This window comes from Enterobacter cloacae complex sp. IR5412, assembly GCF_049237385.1.
GTDB classification, from domain to species: domain Bacteria; phylum Pseudomonadota; class Gammaproteobacteria; order Enterobacterales; family Enterobacteriaceae; genus Enterobacter; species Enterobacter intestinihominis.
Map to the genome: position 1 here is coordinate 148,762 of NZ_JBMKHQ010000007.1, position 20,351 is coordinate 169,112.

20 protein-coding genes and 1 other annotated feature are annotated in these 20,351 nt (G+C 55.6%); of the genes, 6 read left to right on the plus strand and 14 right to left on the minus strand.

Annotated elements, in window-relative coordinates; all coding sequences use genetic code 11:
- The 3 genes from ACOTX2_RS14695 to tal all read right to left on the minus strand — a co-directional run.
- A partial coding sequence (locus tag ACOTX2_RS14695; protein ID WP_421625934.1) for an MFS transporter occupies positions 1-1,265 on the minus strand: 1,265 nt, incomplete at its 3' end.
- Positions 1,266-1,387: 122 nt separating this feature from the next.
- Complete coding sequence (mog, locus tag ACOTX2_RS14700) at positions 1,388-1,975, minus strand: molybdopterin adenylyltransferase (RefSeq protein ID WP_003856479.1); 588 nt, start codon at positions 1,973-1,975, stop codon at positions 1,388-1,390.
- Positions 1,976-2,085: 110 nt separating this feature from the next.
- On the minus strand, positions 2,086-3,039 hold the full coding sequence (tal, locus tag ACOTX2_RS14705; RefSeq protein ID WP_003856481.1) for a transaldolase: 954 nt from the start codon (positions 3,037-3,039) through the stop codon (positions 2,086-2,088).
- Positions 3,040-3,301: 262 nt separating this feature from the next.
- On the opposite strand from tal, the gene ACOTX2_RS14710 reads away from it, so the two are divergent.
- Complete coding sequence (locus ACOTX2_RS14710) at positions 3,302-4,735, plus strand: alanine/glycine:cation symporter family protein (protein ID WP_023299289.1); 1,434 nt, start codon at positions 3,302-3,304, stop codon at positions 4,733-4,735.
- 66 nt (positions 4,736-4,801) lie between these two features.
- Positions 4,802-5,575, plus strand: coding sequence for a peroxide stress protein YaaA (gene yaaA / locus ACOTX2_RS14715; protein ID WP_063148250.1), 774 nt, complete (start codon positions 4,802-4,804; stop codon positions 5,573-5,575).
- Positions 5,576-5,606: 31 nt separating this feature from the next.
- Here yaaA and ACOTX2_RS14720 read toward each other — a convergent pair whose 3' ends face one another.
- The 7 genes from ACOTX2_RS14720 to yjjY all read right to left on the minus strand — a co-directional run bounded on the left by ACOTX2_RS14720 (position 5,607) and on the right by yjjY (position 12,413).
- Positions 5,607-5,894, minus strand: coding sequence for a DUF2502 domain-containing protein (locus tag ACOTX2_RS14720; RefSeq protein WP_022646999.1), 288 nt, complete (start codon positions 5,892-5,894; stop codon positions 5,607-5,609).
- A gap of 248 nt (positions 5,895-6,142) precedes the next feature.
- Positions 6,143-7,429, minus strand: coding sequence for a threonine synthase (thrC, locus tag ACOTX2_RS14725; RefSeq protein ID WP_003856490.1), 1,287 nt, complete (start codon positions 7,427-7,429; stop codon positions 6,143-6,145).
- A gap of 3 nt (positions 7,430-7,432) precedes the next feature.
- Positions 7,433-8,362: a homoserine kinase gene (thrB, locus tag ACOTX2_RS14730; protein WP_023299286.1), complete on the minus strand. Its 930-nt coding sequence runs from the start codon at positions 8,360-8,362 to the stop codon at positions 7,433-7,435.
- A 1-nt stretch (position 8,363) separates the two neighbouring features.
- A complete protein-coding gene (thrA, locus tag ACOTX2_RS14735; RefSeq protein ID WP_022646997.1) occupies positions 8,364-10,826 on the minus strand; it encodes a bifunctional aspartate kinase/homoserine dehydrogenase I in 2,463 nt (820 codons plus the stop codon).
- 24 nt (positions 10,827-10,850) lie between these two features.
- Positions 10,851-10,968, minus strand: a sequence feature (Thr leader region).
- Positions 10,907-10,975, minus strand: coding sequence for a thr operon leader peptide (gene thrL, locus ACOTX2_RS14740; protein ID WP_015572623.1), 69 nt, complete (start codon positions 10,973-10,975; stop codon positions 10,907-10,909). Its footprint overlaps the feature before it by 62 nt.
- Before the next feature lie 211 nt (positions 10,976-11,186).
- Positions 11,187-11,873, minus strand: a complete 687-nt coding sequence (locus ACOTX2_RS14745) for a tRNA/rRNA methyltransferase (RefSeq protein ID WP_063148251.1) — start codon at positions 11,871-11,873, stop codon at positions 11,187-11,189.
- A 399-nt stretch (positions 11,874-12,272) separates the two neighbouring features.
- Positions 12,273-12,413 (minus strand): protein YjjY, encoded by a 141-nt coding sequence (yjjY, locus tag ACOTX2_RS14750; RefSeq protein ID WP_001541509.1) that lies wholly within the window; start codon positions 12,411-12,413, stop codon positions 12,273-12,275.
- A 95-nt stretch (positions 12,414-12,508) separates the two neighbouring features.
- Between yjjY and arcA the strand changes: the two genes are divergently transcribed.
- Positions 12,509-13,225: a two-component system response regulator ArcA gene (arcA, locus tag ACOTX2_RS14755; protein WP_003856501.1), complete on the plus strand. Its 717-nt coding sequence runs from the start codon at positions 12,509-12,511 to the stop codon at positions 13,223-13,225.
- 48 nt (positions 13,226-13,273) lie between these two features.
- Here arcA and creA read toward each other — a convergent pair whose 3' ends face one another.
- Positions 13,274-13,744, minus strand: coding sequence for a protein CreA (creA, locus tag ACOTX2_RS14760; protein WP_003856503.1), 471 nt, complete (start codon positions 13,742-13,744; stop codon positions 13,274-13,276).
- A gap of 214 nt (positions 13,745-13,958) precedes the next feature.
- Between creA and robA the strand changes: the two genes are divergently transcribed.
- The gene (gene robA, locus ACOTX2_RS14765) at positions 13,959-14,828 is read left to right on the plus strand and encodes an MDR efflux pump AcrAB transcriptional activator RobA (RefSeq protein ID WP_022646995.1); all 870 of its coding nucleotides are present in this window, start codon (positions 13,959-13,961) and stop codon (positions 14,826-14,828) included.
- On the opposite strand, the gene gpmB is transcribed toward robA, so the two are convergent.
- Entirely contained in the window at positions 14,825-15,472 is a 648-nt protein-coding gene (gene gpmB, locus ACOTX2_RS14770) for a 2,3-diphosphoglycerate-dependent phosphoglycerate mutase GpmB (RefSeq protein WP_006810187.1), read from the minus strand. The genes robA and gpmB overlap by 4 nt on opposite strands.
- 48 nt (positions 15,473-15,520) lie before the next feature.
- Between gpmB and yjjX the strand changes: the two genes are divergently transcribed.
- On the plus strand, positions 15,521-16,036 hold the full coding sequence (gene yjjX, locus ACOTX2_RS14775) for an inosine/xanthosine triphosphatase (RefSeq protein ID WP_022646994.1): 516 nt from the start codon (positions 15,521-15,523) through the stop codon (positions 16,034-16,036).
- Positions 16,037-16,063: 27 nt separating this feature from the next.
- Here yjjX and trpR read toward each other — a convergent pair whose 3' ends face one another.
- The gene (trpR, locus tag ACOTX2_RS14780) at positions 16,064-16,393 is read right to left on the minus strand and encodes a trp operon repressor (protein ID WP_003856511.1); all 330 of its coding nucleotides are present in this window, start codon (positions 16,391-16,393) and stop codon (positions 16,064-16,066) included.
- Positions 16,394-16,448: 55 nt separating this feature from the next.
- On the minus strand, positions 16,449-18,386 hold the full coding sequence (gene sltY / locus ACOTX2_RS14785) for a murein transglycosylase (RefSeq protein ID WP_063843839.1): 1,938 nt from the start codon (positions 18,384-18,386) through the stop codon (positions 16,449-16,451).
- Between the two features lie 226 nt (positions 18,387-18,612).
- Between sltY and ettA the strand changes: the two genes are divergently transcribed.
- On the plus strand, positions 18,613-20,280 hold the full coding sequence (gene ettA / locus ACOTX2_RS14790; RefSeq protein WP_014882470.1) for an energy-dependent translational throttle protein EttA: 1,668 nt from the start codon (positions 18,613-18,615) through the stop codon (positions 20,278-20,280).
- The last annotated feature ends 71 nt before the right edge of the window (positions 20,281-20,351 follow it).

The following is a 20,351-nucleotide window of genomic DNA, read 5'->3' on the forward strand; positions in this document are numbered from 1 at the left end:
CCCTCTGACTGGCGAAGCCACATCCCCAATACCAGCCCCATCAGCGATAACGCCAGCACGTACCATGCAGGTGCAAGGGGTGACAGCCCCATCAACACCGTGACCACAATCGGGGTCAGCCCACCGAAAATGGCATACGAGACGTTATAAGAGAAAGAGATGCCGGTGAAGCGTACCTCCGGCGGGAAGGCGCGGACCATTACGTACGGTACGGCGCCAACGACGCCCACGCACAGCCCGACGATGCCGTACAGCAGGAACAACTGTTCAGGATGGCTGCCCGCAAGATGGTAGAATGCCCAGCTCGACGCGGCCAGCAGCAGGCTGCCGACAATAAAGGTCACGCTGGCACCGAAACGATCCGCCGCCAGTCCCGCGGCCAGACAGCCAAAGCAGAGCATAATTGTCGCGATACTGTTCGCCTGTAACGTCACAGCAGGCGCAAAACCGTACTGTTTTTGCAGCCAGACCGGCGACATCAAAATGACCACCACGATACCCGCAGACAGCAGCCAGGTCAGAAGCATCGACACGACTACCGCTTTTTTATGCCGCACTACTACGGTTTTTACCGGCAATTCTTGCGCCAGCGCCTTCCGCTGCTGCATTTCCAGAAATACTGGCGTCTCCTGCAACCAACGTCGCAGGTACATTGCCACCAGCCCAAACGCCCCGCCCAGCAGGAACGGGATACGCCAGCCCCAGTCGTGAACGGCCTGTTGCGTCATGCTGGTATTGATGATGGTTGCAACCACGGAGCCAAGCAGGATCCCGATCGTCAGTCCTGCGGTCAGCGTTCCGCACGCAATGCCGATGCGGCGCACCGGGACGTGCTCAGCGACAAACACCCACGCGCCCGGCACTTCCCCGCCGATGGCCGCGCCCTGGAGAATACGCATCAGCAGCAGCAATAACGGGGCGATAATGCCCATCGACTCATATGTAGGCAAAAGGCCAATCGCCAGCGTCGGCACGGCCATCAGCAGGATGCTGAGGGTAAACATCTTCTTGCGCCCAACCAGATCGCCAAAGTGCGCCATAACAATGCCGCCCAGCGGACGCGCCAGATACCCGGCAGCGAAAATGCCGAAGGTTTGCACCTGACGCAGCCATTCAGGAATATCCGCCGGGAAAAACAGCGCCCCCACGACGGCGGCGAAGAAGACAAAGATGATGAAGTCGTAAAACTCCAGCGCGCCGCCCAGAGCAGCGAGCGTGAGGGTTTTGTAGTCCTGTCGATTCAGAGGTCGGGTGTTATGTGACATAGCGAACCATTGTGCATGTGTTGTGGATTATTTTTTACAGCAATCGTAAAGAAAAAATTACTATATCGTAAATCCATTTACACGCTACTGCGGCTGGCGCTAATGTCACATTTAAAGCATTTTCAGGAGATTGTTTCGCGGCGAGCGCTTTTAGGGCGAAATGCTGCTACCACATTGCCGTCAGTTTCCACGTACGGACCGTCAAGCAGTTGTATACAATACGGTACACTTGCAAAGATACCGTGGACGATAACGCTGCCGTCTTCGGCTTTTACTCCTTCCAGCGTTTCTTTTATCGACTTCGGCTGCCCCGGCAGGTTCAGGATCAGCGCCTGTTTGCGGATCACCCCGACCTGACGGGAAAGAATGGCCGTCGGGACAAAGTGTAGACTGATCTGGCGCATCTGTTCACCGAAGCCCGGCATTTCACGATCGGCGATAGCCAGCGTCGCGTCCGGCGTTACATCGCGGCGCGCGGGGCCGGTTCCGCCCGTCGTCAGCACAAGGTGGCAGCTCATCTCATCCACCAGCTCACACAGGGTCTGCTCGATGATCGGCTGCTCGTCCGGGATCAGGCGAGTCTGGATCTCAAACGGGGTAGTGAGCGCGCTGCCCAGCCACGCTTCCAGAGCAGGGATGCCTTTATCCTGATAAACACCGCTGGAGGCGCGGTCAGAAATCGACACTAAGCCGATGCGTAAGGTATTCATATCCATTCCATTCAAAAAGTACTGATTAAAGGGAATGATACACGCAGAGAGAAAATTCAGACAGAGGCGGGGGAAAGAGGCGTGACCGGGAACCCGGTCACGCAGAATGATTACAGCAGGTCGCCGATCATTTTTTCCAGTTTTTCCTGGTCGATAGCAAACTTACGGATACCGTCCGCCAGTTTATCTACGGCCATTGGATCCTGGTTGTGCTGCCACAGGAACTCGGACTCGGTGATGCGCTCTGGGCGCGCTTTCACTTCACCGGTGTAGGACAGTTTACGCTCGATAGCTCCTTCGCTTTCTGCCAGCTCTTTCAGCAGCGCAGGGGCGATGGTCAGGCGGTCACAGCCAGCCAGCTCAATGATTTCACCGACGTTACGGAAGCTTGCGCCCATAACAACGGTCTCATAGCCGTGCTGTTTGTAGTATTCGTAGATTTCCGTCACGGAAATCACGCCTGGATCTTCAGACGCCGCATACTCTTTCTTGTCGGTGTTGGCTTTGTACCAGTCCAGAATACGGCCCACAAACGGAGAAATCAGGTATACGCCAGCTTCGGCACATGCACGCGCCTGTGCGAAGGAGAACAGCAGAGTCAGGTTACAGTTGATCCCTTCTTTTTCCAGCTGTTCAGCGGCGCGAATGCCCTGCCAGGTAGAGGCCAGTTTGATCAGGATACGGTCGTTGCTGATGCCCGCATCGTTGTACAGTTTGATCAGGCGTTTTGCTTTGGCAATAGACGCTTCGGTGTCGTAGGACAGGCGAGCATCAACTTCAGTAGAGATACGGCCAGGAACGAGCTTCAGGATTTCCAGACCGATGTTTACTGCCAGTTTGTCAGTCGCATCTACAACCTGCTGCGCGCGGTCATTGCTCTGTGCTTTTGCCCAGGTCACCGCCTCGTCGATCAGTTTGCGATACTCAGGGATCTGCGCGGCGTTAAGGATCAGAGAAGGGTTGGTTGTAGCATCCTGCGGCTGGTACAGCTTCATTGCCGCAATATCTCCGGTGTCAGCGACGACAGTGGTGAACTGACGAAGGGAGGTCAATTTATCCGTCATGATAGTGTTTCTCTTTTAACGTTCCCTGGATAATTCACACTACCGACAGCCTGCCAGCAGCGGAAAAATGACAGGTTTACTTGTTAGGGGGATGTAACCGGTCTGCCCTGATGATAACACGAGTGAGAGGCAGCGCAACCGCAGACAGTGCGCTTAGGCAGAGTATGATAAACTCAGAATATTAACAGGCTGCTAAGTAACAGCATGCACAATCAGTGGTAGCGCTTACATATTCACGTTGGCATCAACAAGAGGGACGTTAGTGCCTGATTTCTTTTTCTTTATTAACGAAGTCCTCTGGGGTTCTATCATGATATACCTGCTTTCAGGAGCAGGTATCTGGTTTACGTGGCGCAGCGGACTGATTCAGTTTCGCTATATTCGCAAATTTGGCAGAAGTCTGAAAAACAGCGTCACACCACAGCCGGGCGGCCTGACCTCATTTCAGGCGCTCTGTACCAGCCTGGCCGCGCGCGTCGGCAGCGGTAACCTGGCCGGTGTCGCGCTGGCAATCGGCGCGGGCGGTCCGGGCGCGGTATTCTGGATGTGGGTGACGGCGATTATCGGTATGGCCACCTCCTTTGCTGAATGCTCGCTTGCGCAGCTCTACAAAGAAAAAGACGGCAACGGTCAATTTCGCGGCGGCCCCGCCTGGTATATGGCTCGCGGACTGGGAATGCGCTGGATGGGCGTCCTGTTCTCAATCTTTTTACTGATGGCCTATGGTCTTATTTTCAATACCGTTCAGGCTAATTCCGTCGCCCACGCGCTGCGCTTTGCCTTCAATTGTCCGGAGTGGCTGACGGGCAGCGCGCTTGCCCTTCTCACCCTGCTGACCATTGTGACCGGGCTGAGAGGGGTAGCCCGCCTGATGCAGTGGCTGGTTCCGCTGATGGCGCTGCTGTGGGTGTCAACCAGCCTGTTGGTATGCGCGATACATATCGACGAAGTGCCGAACGTCATCGTCACCATTTTCCAAAGCGCGTTCGGCTGGCGCGAAGCGGCTTCCGGCGCGCTGGGTTACACCCTTAGCCAGGCTCTCACTGCGGGTTTTCAGCGAGGCATGTTCTCCAACGAAGCGGGAATGGGCTCCACGCCGAATGCCGCCGCAGCGGCCGCATCCTGGCCCCCGCATCCCGCCGCGCAGGGCATTGTACAGATGATTGGCGTCTTCACAGACACCATTGTTATCTGCTCCGCCAGTGCGATGATAATGTTGCTGTCCGGCGCCGTTGAACATCCATCCGGCAGTACAGCAGGCATTCACTGGGTACAACAGGCGCTGGTCTCCCTCGTCGGCGGTTGGGGCGCAGGCCTTGTCGCCCTTGTCGTGGGGCTTTTTGCCTTCAGTTCTATTGTGGTGAACTATATCTATGCCGAGAACAACCTTATTTTCCTGAAAGTTGACTCGCGTCTGGCCCGCAACATCCTTCGCGCGGGTGTGCTGGCGATGGTATTTGTCGGTTGCCTGCTCAGCATGCCGATGATCTGGCAACTGGCGGATGTCATTATGGCGCTGATGGCCATCACCAATTTGACGGCAATTTTGCTTCTTTCACCGGTTGTGGCGCTGATCGCGCGCGATTATCTGCGTCAGCGCAAGCTCGGCGTACAGCCCGTCTTTGACGCCTCACGCTATCCCGAAATCGAATCACAAATTGCTCCTGGCACCTGGGATGATTTGCCGCGGCAATAACAGCTATCGATCAATTCAGGGCGATTTTTTGTTAAAGTCGCTCTAAATTTCCTGCAAGGACTGGATATGCTGATTCTGATTTCACCTGCCAAAACGCTCGACTACCAGAGCCCGCTCGCCACTGAGCGTTATACCCAGCCGGAATTGCTGGACTACTCGCAACAACTGATCCACGAGGCGCGTAAGCTTTCGGCTCCGCAAATCGCTTCGCTGATGAGCATCAGTGATAAACTCGCCGACCTGAACGCCACCCGTTTTCACGAGTGGCAGCCTGACTTCACGCCCGCTAACGCCCGCCAGGCGCTGTTGGCCTTCAAAGGTGACGTCTACACTGGCCTGCAAGCAGAAACGTTTAGCGAAGCCGATTTCGATTTTGCCCAGCAGCATCTGCGCATGTTATCCGGCCTGTACGGGGTGCTGCGCCCGCTGGATCTGATGCAGCCATATCGTCTGGAGATGGGTATCCGCCTGGAAAACGCCAAAGGCAAAGATTTGTACCAGTTCTGGGGCGATGTCATTACCGATAAGCTTAACGCGGTGCTACAAGCCCAGGGGGACAACGTGGCGATCAACCTGGCCTCCGATGAGTACTTCAAATCGGTGAAGCCGAAAAAGCTGAATGCGGACATTATCAAGCCGGTGTTCCTCGACGAGAAAAACGGCAAATTTAAAGTGATCAGCTTCTACGCCAAAAAAGCGCGCGGTCTGATGAGCCGTTTCATCATTCAAAACCGCCTGACGAAGCCAGAGCAGCTCACTGGCTTTAACAGTGAAGGGTATTTCTTCGACGAGGCATCGTCAGGAAAAAACGAGCTGGTGTTTAAGCGTCACGAGCAATAAAAGACAACCCCGCCAGCTGGCGGGGTTTGTGTTAATGGTGCTTCCGGTCCGGCCCCGGGCGATGATCGTCATGACGGTGATGATCGTGACGATCGCGATGTTCATCGTGCGGACGCCAGTGGTTATCGCGCCAGTCATAGTGCGCTTTCCACCAGTCATGGTCGCGCCAGCGGCCGCCATCCCAGTAGTGTCCGTTATTATCCCGATCGCCAATTTGCAGTTTTACCGCAGGGACGAGGGTGATCTCAGCTGCCTGCACCGCCATGGGAGCGACCAGCATCAGTGAAAGCGCGATAAGCGCAGGTTTCAGTGTAGACATAGGTGACTCCTTATTCTTCTTGCCCAACGTGGGCCGATGTAAGGAGAGTACGTGATGGGAACGGTGGATGTTATTCTCTGCAATCCTAAACCCTAAGTGACCGCATTTATTGGGAATTTCTGCTTTTTTCCTGCTGTTTTTCTCCTTATTTTCTCCATAAAAAAGCCGGGTGGCGGCTTCGCCTTACCCGGCCTACTTTCTGAAATGTTCCAGGCCCGGTAAGGCGTAGCCGCCACCGGGCAATAAACTCACGCTCGGGTCATCATCAGCTTACGCAGTGCGGCAAAGTCTGCGGGCAGCTCATGGGACAGCAACGGCAGGTCGGCGCGCTCGGCCAGCTCTTTTGGCAGCGGCAGCGTTTCACCCAGGATCGCTTCCACGCTCTCTTTGAACTTGGCCGGATGGGCGGTACCGAGGAACAGGCCATACTCACCCGGTTGAAGCTGATCGCGCAAGGCACGATAGGCAATCGCCGCGTGCGGCTCAGAGGTATAGCCCACCGCTTTCAGCTCGCGCATGGTGGCTTTCGTGGTTTCGTCCGTCACCGCTGCGTAGCCCAGGTCGCCCAGACGCCAGACCTTACGGCGGAACAGCTCTTCCACACGCGGCCAGTTGTTAGGCTGTGACACATCCATCGCATTGGAGAGCGTGGCCTGCGTCGCGTTCGGCGCCCATTTTCCGTCCTTCAGGAAACGCGGCACGGTGTCGTTGGCGTTGGTAGCGGCGATAAAGCGCTTCACCGGCAGGCCGAGTGATTTCGCCAGCAGGCCCGCCGTCAGATCGCCGAAGTTCCCGCTTGGCACAGAAACTACCAGCTGATTGCGCGCGTCCTGCGGCAGCTGGGCCACCGCTTCGAAGTAGTAGCAGATCTGCGCCAGCAGACGGCTGATGTTGATGGAGTTGGCAGAGTTCAGCCCCAGCGCCGCCTTCAGCTCTTCGTCATCAAAGGCCTGCTTCACCAGCGCCTGGCAGGCATCGAAATCGCCGTCGATCGCCACGGTTTCAATGTTGCCCCCAAGAGTGCAGAACAGTTTTTCCTGAAGCGGGCTGATTTTGCCTTTCGGATAGAGGATCACCACGCGGACGTTTTTCAGGCCGTAGAACGCATGAGCCACCGCCGCACCGGTATCACCTGAGGTCGCGGTCAGGATGGTCACCGGTTTGTCGCCGCTGATGTGGGTCAGCATCTGCGCCATAAAGCGACCGCCGAAATCTTTGAACGCCAGCGTCGGGCCGTGGAACAGCTCCAGACAGCCAACGTCAGGCTCCACCTGCTTCACCGGGGCCGGGAAAGCAAACGCCGCGCGCACGCGCTCTTCGAGCAGCTCCTGCGGGATTTCGTCGCCAATAAACGCAGACAGAATTTTGGTGCTGCGGGTGACAAAGTCCTGCTTAAGCAGTTCATCGATTTCAGTCAGTTGAAATTCCGGCAGGTCGTGGGGGAAGAACAGCCCCTGATTTTTGCCCAAACCCTGCGTTACCGCCTGCGCAAAGCTGACCTGCTCGTTATGATCTTTAAGGTTGTAGAGTTTCATTCGTTATCCCAGTACTCGTGCGCCAGCCGTGTCCAGACGGCAAATATGAACAAAGCCTTCCTGATTTTGCAGGTAGTGTTTAGAGAGCCAGTCCGCCACGCGCTGCGCGGTGTCTGGCTTGTCGCATAAGGCGAACAGCGTTGGGCCGGAGCCGGAGATGCCGCACGCCTGTGCGCCGATATCCATGGATGCCTGTCGCGCTTCGTTAAAGCCCGGCAGCAGCTTCGTGCGATACGGCTCGGCAATAACGTCTTTCATCAGTTTCGCCGCCAGCTGCGGCTGTCGGGTGTAGCAGGCATGAATAAAGCCCGCCAGATGACGCCCGTGGGCGATACAGTCCTGACGACGATACTGCGCCGGCAGGATCGCACGCGCTTCGGCGGTAGAAACCTTAATGCCCGGATAGGCCAGCACCCACAGCCACTCATCAAACCCTGGCACCTGCTGGCTGATGATGCCATTTTCTTCAATCATCAGCTGCATGCCGCCAAGGAAGCACGGCGCCACGTTATCATAATGAATGCTGCCGGAGATGCGCCCTTCCAGCTCGCCCATCAGCGCCAGCAGGCGGCTGTTGTTCAGCGGCTTGCCGCAGTGCTCATTCATCGCCACCAGCGCGGCGACCACCGAGCAGGCGCTGGAGCCGAGTCCCGAACCAATCGGCATGCTCTTTTCCAGCGTCATGGCGACCGGCACGTTTTTACCGATCTCCTGACAGAAGCGTTCCCAGCACTGATAAACGATATTCTCACGCGGTTCAGGCGGCAGCTTGCTGGCAAAACGGCCGACGTTATTCAGGCTGAAGCGCTCTGCCGCCTCAACCGTTACCGTATCGCCCAGCAGCGAACCATCCACCGGCGTAACCGCCGCGCCCAGCACGTCAAATCCGACGCTCATATTGGCGCTGGAAGCCGGGGCATATACTTTAACCATCTTAAACTCCTAACTTCCATGACAGGGTACGCAGCAGATCGGCAAACACGCCCGCCGCCGTCACATCATTCCCTGCGCCATAGCCGCGAAGTACCAGCGGCAGTGGCTGATAATAATGGCTGTAGAACGCCAGGGCGTTCTCGCCGTTTTTCACCTTGTACAGCGGATCGTTGCCATCCACTTCGGCAATCTTCACGCGGCAGACGCCGTCTTCTTCAATATTGCCAACATAGCGCAATACCTTACCTTCATCACGGGCTTTCGCAACGCGGGCGGCAAAGGCGTCGTCAAGCTGCGGCAACCTGGCCATAAAAGCGCTGACGTCGCCGCTGTCATCAAATTCTGCTGGCAGCACCGGCTCAATCACGATATCCGAAAGCTCCAGCTCGCGGCCGGTTTCGCGCACCAGGATCAGCAGCTTACGCGCCACATCCATACCGGAGAGGTCGTCGCGCGGATCCGGCTCGGTGTAGCCCAGCTCGCGCGCGGCGCGGGTGGCTTCCGACAGGCTCATCCCTTCGTCCAGCTTGCCGAAGATAAACGACAGGGAGCCGGAGAGGATGCCGGAGAAACGCTGTAGTTCGTCGCCCGCGTTCAGCAGGTTTTGCAGGTTCTCGATGACCGGCAGGCCTGCGCCCACGTTGGTGTCATACAGAAACTTGCGGCGCGACTTGCTCGCCGCCAGACGCAGCTGGTGATAGTAATCCATCGACGAGGTGTTGGCCTTTTTGTTCGGCGTCACCACATGGAAACCTTCGCGCAGGAAATCCGCGTACTGATCGGCCACAGCCTGGCTGGAGGTACAGTCGACGATCACCGGGTTAAGCAGGTGATACTCTTTCACCAGACGGATCAGACGACCCAGGTTGAACGGCTCTTTCGCCTCTTCCAGTTCCGCCTGCCAGTTTTCCAGGTTCAGACCGTGGACGTTAGTCAGCAACGCTTTCGAGTTCGCAATTCCGCAGACGCGCAAATCGATATGTTTCTTCTTAAGCCACTCCTGCTGGCGCTTTACCTGCTCCAGCAGCGCGCCGCCGACGCCGCCGACGCCCACCAGGAACAGCTCAATCACCTGGTCGGTGTTGAACAGCATCTGATGCACCACGCGCACGCCGGTAGTGGCGTCATCGTTATCCACGACAACGGAAATTGAACGCTCTGATGAGCCCTGGGCAATCGCCACGATATTGATATTGGCCCGCGCCAGGGCGGCAAAGAATTTGGCGGAGATTCCGCGCAGGGTGCGCATGCCGTCGCCTACCACGGAGATCACGGCCAGACGCTCCTGAATAGAGAGCGGCTCCAGCAGCTCTTCTTTCAGCTCCAGGTAGAACTCTTCTTCCAGCGCGCGACGGGCGCGCAGGCAATCGCCCTGCGGGACGCAGAAGCTGATGCTGTATTCGGAAGAAGACTGCGTGATCAGCACCACGGAGATCCCGTTACGGGACATGGCCGCAAATACGCGTGCCGCCATGCCAACCATACCTTTCATACCCGGGCCAGAGACGCTGAACATCGCCATGTTATTAAGGTTCGAAATGCCTTTTACCGGCAGGTCATCTTCATCAGCGCTGGCGCCAATCAGCGTACCCGGCGCCTGCGGATTACCGGTATTTTTAATCAGGCAAGGGATCTGGAACTGGGCAATCGGGGAGATGGTACGTGGGTGAAGCACTTTGGCGCCGAAGTAGGAAAGCTCCATCGCTTCCTGGTACGACATCGACTTCAACAGCCTGGCGTCCGGCACCTGGCGCGGGTCACAGGTATATACACCATCAACGTCAGTCCAGATCTCACAACAGTCTGCACGTAAACAGGCCGCCAGCACGGCAGCGGAGTAGTCAGAGCCGTTACGCCCCAGCACCACCAGTTCGCCCTTCTCGTTACCGGCGGTGAAGCCTGCCATCAGGATCATGTGGTCAGACGGGATTTTGCTCGCCGCAATGCGGCGTGTCGACTCGGCAATGTCGACGGTGGATTCAAGGTAGTGTCCCACAGCCAGCAGTTTTTCAACCGGATCGATGACCGTCACGTGATGACCGCGCGCTTCCAGCACGCCTGCCATGATGGCGATAGAGAGTTTTTCACCCCGGCAAATTAGCGCCGCGTTGATGCTGTCCGGACATTGACCCAGCAGGCTGATACCGTGAAGAACGTGTTTAATCTGGGCAAATTCGAGTTCAACGGTGGTTTTCAGCTGCGCCAGCGGGAAGCCAGGCTGGGCGTCTGCCAGCCCCTGAAGCAGTTCAGCGAAGATACGCTCGGCGTCGCTGATGTTCGGAAGTGCATCCTGGCCACCGATGGTTTTTTCAATCATCGCCACCAGGTGGTTCGTGATTTTTGCCGGGGCAGAGAGCACGGTAGCAACCTGCCCCTGCCTGGCGTTACTTTCCAGGATATCGGCAACACGCAGAAAACGCTCTGCATTTGCCACTGATGTACCGCCGAACTTCAACACTCGCATGGTTCTACCTCATTTCCTTTAGCCGAAAAAAAAGCCCGCACTGTTCAGGTGCGGGCTTTTTTCTGTTTTTCCTGTACGCGTCAGCCCGCATCGTTACCTGTGGTAATGATGATGGTTGTAGTAATGGTGGTGATGCTGATGCGTTTCATGGATGTTGTGTACTCTGTCATTATTATCTGTCTGTGCTCTATTCTTTTAGGGTTAAAGGATCGGACACCTTAAGTCAATGAATTTTTAATTTGATCACAATTCGGGACATTCTCACGTCCCGCTGCGTGCAGATTTATTTTCATCGGAATACCCCAGATGCAACCCCAGACATCAGCAGGATCGGCCATAATAAAAACCTATGACACTATTTTACTCGGCTAATTTTTTTTCAATATCATGAAGCAATCGGTGCAGCATTGCCGTGTCGCGCTGTTCAAGACGCCCCAGGCGCTGCTGTAACCAGTCCACCATTTTTTGATCGTCAGCGACGCCCAGTTGCTCGAGAAGCTTATCTGCACGAATACGCAGCGCCGCCAGCTGGTTTTCATCCGTTACTGACGCTGGCGGCTGAGAAATTTGTATTAAGGATGCTAATTGATAGCAGTACACCATCACCGCCTGCCCCAGATTGAGTGACGGATAATCCGCCACCATCGGCGCGCCCGTCAGCACGTCAGCCAGTTCCAGTTCTTCGTTAGTCAGCCCGGAATCTTCTCGCCCAAACACCAGCGCGGCTTTCTCCAGCCACTGGCTTTTCTCTTCCAGCATTGGCACCAGTTCAGCAGGCGTGGCGTAATAATGAAACTTCGCCCGGCTGCGCGCGGTCGTCGCGACGGTAAACGACATATCGTGCAGCGCCTCAGCGAGCGTAGCGTAAGTGGTTATATTATCGAGAATATCACCCGAACCGTGCGCCACCCATCGCGCAGCAGGCTCCAGATGCGCCGTGCTGTCTACGATACGCAAATCGGTAAAACCCATGGTCTTCATGGCACGCGCCGCAGCGCCAATATTTTCAGCTCTTGCTGGTGCCACCAGCACAATCGACAGATGCATTTATGCTCTCTTTTTAATCAGTTAGCAGGTAAAAATGTGATTCACTTCAACATATTACGCAGCACGAATTTACAATTTTGCAACACAAATCACCGAAATAGCGTTTCATAACAATTAAAAAAAGCTAAACTATTTTGTGGCTGAACAATCAGTTAGAATGTTAACAGAAGTCCATTATCCTTATGTTTTGTAATGATAATGACCTTATGAATACTCTTTTCCGATTGGATTCGTACCGTTTATCAATCAATGTCCGCAACTAGTTGGTTTATTGAAAAATTGTGACAAAGGCTAGCATTCAGCTACGATGATTTCATCAAACTGTTAACGTGCTACAATTGAACTTGATATATGTCAACGAAGCGTAGTTTTATTGGGTGTCCGGTGTCACTTAGCCTGTTATGTTGCTGTTAAAATGGTTAGGATGACAGCCGTTTTTGACACTGTCGGGTCCAAAGGGAAAGTACCCACGACCAAGCTAATGATGTTGTTGACGTTGATGGAAAGTGCATCAAGAACGCAATTACGTACTTTAGTCACGTTAAGCCGATCATGTTAATTTGCGACATGCATCAGGCAGGTCAGGGACTTTTGTACTTCCTGTTTCGATTTAGTTGGCAATTTAGGTAGCAAACATGCAGACCCCGCACATTCTTATCGTTGAAGACGAGTTGGTAACACGCAACACGTTAAAGAGCATTTTCGAAGCAGAAGGCTACGATGTCTTTGAAGCGACCGATGGCGCAGAGATGCATCAGATCCTTTCTGAAAATGATATCAACCTGGTGATTATGGATATCAATCTGCCGGGCAAAAACGGGCTTCTTCTGGCGCGCGAACTGCGTGAACAGGCGAACGTCGCGTTGATGTTCCTGACAGGCCGTGACAACGAGGTTGATAAAATTCTTGGTCTGGAAATCGGCGCGGATGACTACATCACCAAGCCGTTCAACCCTCGCGAGTTAACCATTCGTGCACGCAACCTGCTGTCCCGCACCATGAATCTGGGTACGGTCAGTGAAGAGCGTCGTAGCGTCGACAGCTACAAATTCAACGGCTGGGAACTTGATATCAATAGCCGTTCGCTGATTAGCCCGAACGGTGAGCAGTACAAACTGCCGCGCAGTGAATTCCGCGCGATGCTGCACTTCTGCGAAAACCCGGGCAAGATCCAGTCCCGTGCAGAACTGCTGAAGAAAATGACCGGTCGTGAGTTGAAGCCACACGATCGTACCGTTGACGTAACCATCCGTCGTATTCGTAAACATTTCGAATCTACGCCTGATACGCCGGAAATCATCGCCACGATCCATGGTGAAGGCTATCGTTTCTGCGGTGACCTCCAGGAGTAATCCTCCCGTCACGCAGTAAAAAACGGCGCTTTTGCGCCGTTTTTTTTATCAATGCCACGGCATAATCGGCACCGCGCTAATCGCGTTTTTCGGTGAGCCTTCCACGACTTTGTCGGAATAAGCCAGATAAGCCAGTGTGTTGCGCTTCGCGTCATAAAAACGGACCACCTGTAGCTTTTTGAACACCAGCGAGGTCCGTTTCTGGAATACAACGTCGCCCTGCGCTTTGCCGTTTTTAATTTTGTCACTCAATTCCACCGGACCAACCTGCTGGCAGGAGATGGCCGCGTCAGACGTGTCTTCAGCCAGCCCCAGGCCGCCTTTAATCCCGCCGGTCTTCGCCCGGCTGACATAGCAGGTGACGTTTTTAACGTCCGGATCGTCAAAGGCCTCCACCACAATTTTGTGGTCCGGCCCAAACATTTTAAACACGGTGTCCACGGAGCCAATTTGCTCCGCCTGTGCCACGCGCCCTGCCATCAGCGCCAGTGCTGCAAAGACTAAAACCTTGTATTTCATATTGTTACCATTCATAAAAATTACGCTGAGCGATTATTCAACAGGTTAGATAAAAATGTAGCAAGATCACAGGATTAGAATATATCCGCACTTAAATCACCACAAAAAGCATTTATGCGCAAAAAAAACACTGAATGCTAAAACGTCAAAAAATGCTATTATCCGCTAACCTGTAAACAGGCACCTGCGGCAGTTTTAAGGATGAGGATAGTATATGGATCAGGCTGGAATTATTCGCGACCTGCTCACCTGGCTGGAAGGTCATCTCGACCAGCCTTTGTCACTGGATAATGTGGCGGCAAAAGCAGGCTATTCCAAGTGGCATCTGCAAAGGATGTTCAAGGATGTCACCGGTCATGCTATCGGTGCCTATATTCGCGCACGTCGTTTATCAAAGTCTGCTGTTGCGTTGCGCCTGACCGCGCGACCAATCCTGGATATTGCCCTGCAATATCGCTTCGATTCACAGCAAACCTTCACTCGCGCCTTTAAAAAACAGTTCTCGTTAACGCCAGCGCTTTATCGCCGCTCGCCGGACTGGAGCTCCTTTGGTATGCGTCCGCCGCTGCGTCTGGGCGAGTTTGCGATGCCAAAATATGAAATCATCACCCTGCCGGAAACGCACCTGGTCGGCACCACGCAGAGCTACTCCTGTTCCCTGGAGCAGATCTCCGAGTTCCGCCATCAGATGCGCGTTCAGTTCTGGCGCGAATTTTTAAGCCACGCTCCGGCGATCCCGCCGATTCTGTATGGCCTGAACGAAACGTATCCAAGCCAGGAAAAAGACGACGAGCAGGAAGTGTTCTATACCACGGCGCTGACGCCTGACATGGCGAACGGTTACATTCATGGCTCGAAGCCTGTCGTGCTGGAAGGCGGCGAGTATGTGATGTTCTCATACGAAGGGTTAGGAACGGGCGTTCAGGAGTTCATCCTGACCGTTTACGGGACCTGCATGCCGATGCTGAATCTGAATCGCCGTAAAGGTCAGGACATTGAGCGCTACTATCCGGCGCAAGATGCAAAACCGGAAGAAGGCCCTATCAATCTGCGTATGGAATTCCTGATTCCGGTACGTCGTTAACGCTGCAACTCATCCAGTGCAGGGGCATCAAGATGCGAAATGTCCCCTGCCATCTCAACCACCCACCCCGATGCCAGCCAGGCACTTTCCTGATAGTCGATACGGGAAATGGAACAGTTGCGCAGACGCAAACGGCGCTCGGCGTAAGCCGGCAGCCCCAGAATGGTACTCACCAGGCAACCCAGCGCGATACCGTGGCTCACCAGCAGCGGTCGGCTACCTGCCGGGAGTTTCAGGCACTCGGCCAGCGCGGCATGCATGCGCACGCTCAGCTCCTGCATGGATTCCCCCTCAGGGATGCGACCATCTTCAGTGCCGTTCACCAGCGTGCGACGCCAGCCTTCTTCGGTTTCCGTCAGCGTATCGATAGGGCGTTTTTCCAGCACGCCCATATCCAGCTCGCGCAGGCGCGGTTCAAGGGTCACGTCGCAGCCACAGGCATCGGCGATGATGCGTGCCGTCTGCTGCGTGCGGCCTAAATCACTGGAGATGACGTGAGTGATACCCAGCGTTCTGGCGCGTTCCGCCACCTGCCACGCTTGCTGCACACCTTTGTCGGTGAGAGGACTGTCTGACTGGCCTTGAATACGTCGCTCGGCGTTCCACTGCGTTTCACCGTGGCGAACAAGGTATACCTGTAACATGCTTTTTTTCCGTTATACTGCGATGAATTTTTTAAATCGAGCTTAATTATGCACCATGTTGTCTCTGCTACCACCAATCCTGCCAAAATTCAGGCAATTCTAAGGGCATTTGAAGAGATCTTCGGCGAAGGATCCTGCCATATTGACGCCGTCGGCGTCGAGAGCGGTGTGCCGGAACAGCCGTTTGGCAGCGAGGAAACACGCGCTGGCGCACGAAATCGCGTGGCGAATGCAAAAGCCGCCGCGCCAGATGCTGACTTCTGGGTCGCGATTGAAGCAGGTATCGACGAAGGGGCGACCTTCAGCTGGGTTGTCATCGAAAGCCGCGAGCAGCGCGGCGAAGCGCGTTCAGCCACGCTGCCGCTGCCGGAGGTCATACTGGAGAAAGTCCGCGCGGGTGAGGCGCTGGGGCCGGTAATGTCGCACTACACCGGCATTGATGAGATTGGTCGTAAAGAGGGGGCGATTGGCGTCTTTACCGCGGGCAAGCTCACCCGTTCGAGCGTTTACCACCAGGCCGTTATTCTGGCGTTAAGTCCGTTCCATAACGCGATTTATCGTTAAGTTTGTAGGCCGGATTAGGCGAAGCCGTCATCCGGCGTTTTTAAGCAATACCGCTTCCAGCCACTGACGCAGTTCAACCGGCGCCGACTTCAGGCTGTTTGAACCCCGGGTAATCGTCGCGATGCCCGCGCCCAGCTCGTTTTTCAGTTCACGCTGGCTCATTTCGCCACGCAGCAGTTCCTCAATAATGCGTACCCGTGTACCCAGCGCTTCACGCTCGTCTGGCGTCAGCATCAGCTGTAGCAAGGGTAAATGCAGATCTTTGTCGTAAGACTGGCGGAGCAACTCCACAAAACGAAGCCACTCCTGATGACGCTGTTCGGCCATGGCCGAGGAATACGGGGAATGCTGGGTCATGTTATGCTGCCTCTTGTACTCATTAGCGAGTACAGCATAACACAACCCACGCCTATCAGTAACGTCTCTGCCACTCGGCATCGCTCATCAGGGCATCTTTCTCCCCCATGAAGTGCCGATAGTAGGCGTCATACGCCAGCACGTTCTTCACATATCCGCGCGTTTCCGAGAACGGAATGCTCTCGACGAACGCCACGGCGTCGAGTCGCCCTGCGCTGTTACCAAGCCATGTCCGCACGCGGCCTGGCCCGGCGTTGTACGCCGCTGACGCGAAGATACGGTTATTACCGAACTGCTGATAGACGTACTGCAAGTAGCTGGTACCGATGTTGATGTTGGTCTCCGGATCCAGCAGCTGGGACGGGCTGCTGTAGCCTGGGATATTAAACATCTTCACCGTGTGCGTCGCGGTGCCCGGCATAATTTGCATCAGGCCGCTGGCCCCCACCGGCGAACGCACTTTCGGGTTCCAGGCGCTTTCCTGACGGGCAATGGCCATCGCGTAGCTTTGCGGAATATCTTTGCCGCTGGTGTAGCGATCGAACAGATCCTTATAAGCCAGCGGGAAACGCTCTTCGAGATGATCCCACAGCTTGCCGGCGATCGTCGCCTGCACGCTCAGATCCCACCAGCGATTATCAAACGCATAGCGGGCAAGCTGCGCCTTCTCGTCGGTGGTACGGCTGGTGACCAGGTTGGCCCATTCGCTGCGCGCGGTATTATCCAGATTCCAGTACATCAGCTCGCGCACGCGCGCCATTTCCGGACCCTGCGTCAGCGCCGGGTTCGCGTTGGCTGGCGCTTTGTCGATCTTCAGGGTGTACTCCTCGCCCAGACGTTGCGCCGCCGCCATCGGGTAGAAGCCGCGCTGCTGCATCAGGGAGTGGAGGATCGCTTTGGCTTCGTCTTCACGACCACGCTCCAGCAACAGGTCCGCCTGCCAGTAACGCCATTCATCTTTCTCTTTAGCATCCATCGGCAGGCGCGCCAGCCAGGTATTGAGGCCACGACGATCGCCCGTTCCCAGCGCCATGCGCACGCGACGCTCCACCAGCGAGACAGAGTTTGAACGCATTACCGCGTCGTCACGCCAGCGCGCCTGTTCGTCGGTGACATCTGTTCCCATCAGTCGCCATGCCACAATATCGCGCAGTTCCTGGGTTTGATCGTCATTAAGCTGCTGGGCCTGCACCAGCTGCGGGATCATCAGCCGGGCGTTTTCCACATCCTCACGCGCCACGCTGGCAAAGGCCACCGCCGCCATCTGGCGGGTAAAATCGGTCGCGCCGGTGGTACGCGCAAACGTCAGCACGGTATTGGGATCGTTTGCCAGACTGATAACGGCAGAGGCAATGGTCTGATAATCCGCGGGCATCTGGCCCGCCAGCACGGTAACCAGCCGGGTGTTTCCGGCCTTCATCGCCAGGCGAATACGTTCCAGGTAAGAGAGCGGATCCTGCTTGCCCGAGGCGCGCCAGGCGCTGAACAGCGGGTCACAGGCGTTTGGCTGGCTTTTGCCCGTCAACCACAGCTCTTTCGCGCCGGTCCAGGCTTCCTCCTGCTGACCGGTCGCCCATTTCGCATAATAGTAATTACACTGCGCTTCCGTCGCGCCCGGTTTATCCGGGCTGAAAGCCAGCAGGCCGCGCCAGTCTTCGCGACGGGCCAGCTCGTTCACAAACCGGGACTTCAGGCTACGCGCAGGCGGCAGTGTCGGGTTCGCCTGAATGAAGTTATTTACGGTGACGGTCGGTTGATTCATGAGATCATCAGTGATCTGACGATACTCCAGATACGGATACAGCGGATAATCCTTCAGCGTCGGCATCAGCGCCTGCACGGTATCCATCTGCTTGTTGTCCCATGCCTGCTTAATCTGGGCATAGCGGTTACGTTGTTCATCCAGTGAATCGGCATGCACCGCCTGGCTTACCGCCATTACGCATACGCTGGCAGCCAGCAGACGCCAGACCACCCGTTTGGCTTTTTCCACAAGCTCTTCCTCATTGTTTTTCGTCAGTTGCAGCGTCTTGCCACGTTAAAGTTACCTCAACTTATGCTAACCAGGCATCCCACAACGCGCCACGTCATGGACACTTTTTTACCTTTCTTGCGCGTTTTAACACTCCCGACGTTCCTGGCTGGGATTAGGGCGTGAAAAAGGCTACACTTCGAGGCTGAAATTCATTCTCATCACGATAAAAGAGGCGAAGTCCAACGTGGCTCAATTCGTTTATACCATGCATCGTGTCGGCAAAGTTGTCCCGCCGAAACGTCATATTCTTAAAAATATCTCGCTGAGCTTTTTCCCGGGCGCAAAAATCGGTGTTCTGGGTCTCAACGGTGCCGGTAAGTCCACCCTGCTGCGCATCATGGCCGGCATCGATACAGACATCGAAGGTGAAGCCCGTCCGCAGCCTGGCATCAAGATCGGCTACCTGCCGCAGGAACCTCAGCTGAACCCGGAACACACCGTGCGTGAATCCGTTGAAGAAGCGGTATCCGAAGTGGTTAACGCCCTGAAAGGTCTGGATGAAGTGTATGCCAAATACGCCGAGCCGGATGCGGACTTCGACAAACTGGCCGCTCAGCAAGGCAAATTTGAAGAGATTATCCAGGCGCACGACGGTCACAACCTGAACGTGCAGCTGGAGCGCGCGGCAGATGCCCTGCGTCTGCCGGACTGGGATGCGAAAATCGCGAATCTCTCCGGTGGTGAACGCCGCCGCGTGGCGCTGTGCCGCCTGCTGCTGGAAAAACCAGACATGCTGCTGCTCGACGAACCGACCAACCACCTGGATGCGGAATCCGTGGCGTGGCTGGAACGCTTCCTGCACGACTTCGAAGGCACCGTGGTGGCAATTACCCACGACCGCTACTTCCTCGACAACGTGGCGGGCTGGATCCTGGAGCTGGACCGCGGTGAAGGGATTCCGTGGGAAGGCAACTACTCTTCCTGGCTGGAGCAGAAAGATCAGCGTCTGGCGCAGGAAGCGTCTCAGGAAGCGGCGCGCCGTAAATCTATTGAGAAAGAGCTGGAGTGGGTGCGCCAGGGCGCGAAAGGCCGTCAGTCCAAGGGCAAAGCCCGTCTGGCACGCTTCGAAGAGCTGAACAACACCGAATACCAGAAGCGTAACGAAACCAACGAACTGTTTATCCCGCCTGGAGCACGTCTGGGGGATAAAGTGGTTGAAGTGACCAACCTGCGTAAGTCGTACGGCGACCGCCTGCTGATCGACGATCTGACCTTCTCCGTACCGAAAGGCGCTATCGTCGGCATCATCGGTCCGAACGGCGCGGGTAAATCCACCCTGTTCCGCATGATGTCCGGTCAGGAACAGCCTGACAGCGGCTCTATCACCCTGGGTGAGACCGTGAAGCTGGCCTCCGTTGACCAGTTCCGTGACGCGATGGACAACAGCAAAACCGTGTGGGAAGAAGTCTCCGGCGGTCTGGATATCATGCGTATCGGCAACACCGAGATGCCAAGCCGCGCCTATGTTGGCCGCTTTAACTTCAAGGGCACCGACCAGGGCAAACGCGTGGGCGAGCTGTCTGGCGGTGAGCGTGGTCGTCTGCACCTGGCGAAGCTGCTTCAGGTTGGCGGCAACGTTCTGCTGCTCGATGAACCTACCAACGACCTGGACATCGAAACCCTGCGCGCGCTGGAAAACGCCCTGCTGGAATTCCCGGGCTGCGCCATGGTTATCTCGCACGACCGCTGGTTCCTTGACCGTATCGCGACCCACATTCTGGACTACCAGGACGAAGGTAAAGTGGAGTTCTTCGAAGGTAACTTCACCGAATACGAAGAGTACAAGAAACGCACGCTGGGCGCAGACGCGCTGGAGCCGAAGCGTATTAAGTACAAGCGTATTGCGAAATAAAAGCAAAACGGCAACTTCGGTTGCCGTTTTTTATGTTTGTTCCCTCTCCCCGTGAGGGGGCCAGAGTGAGG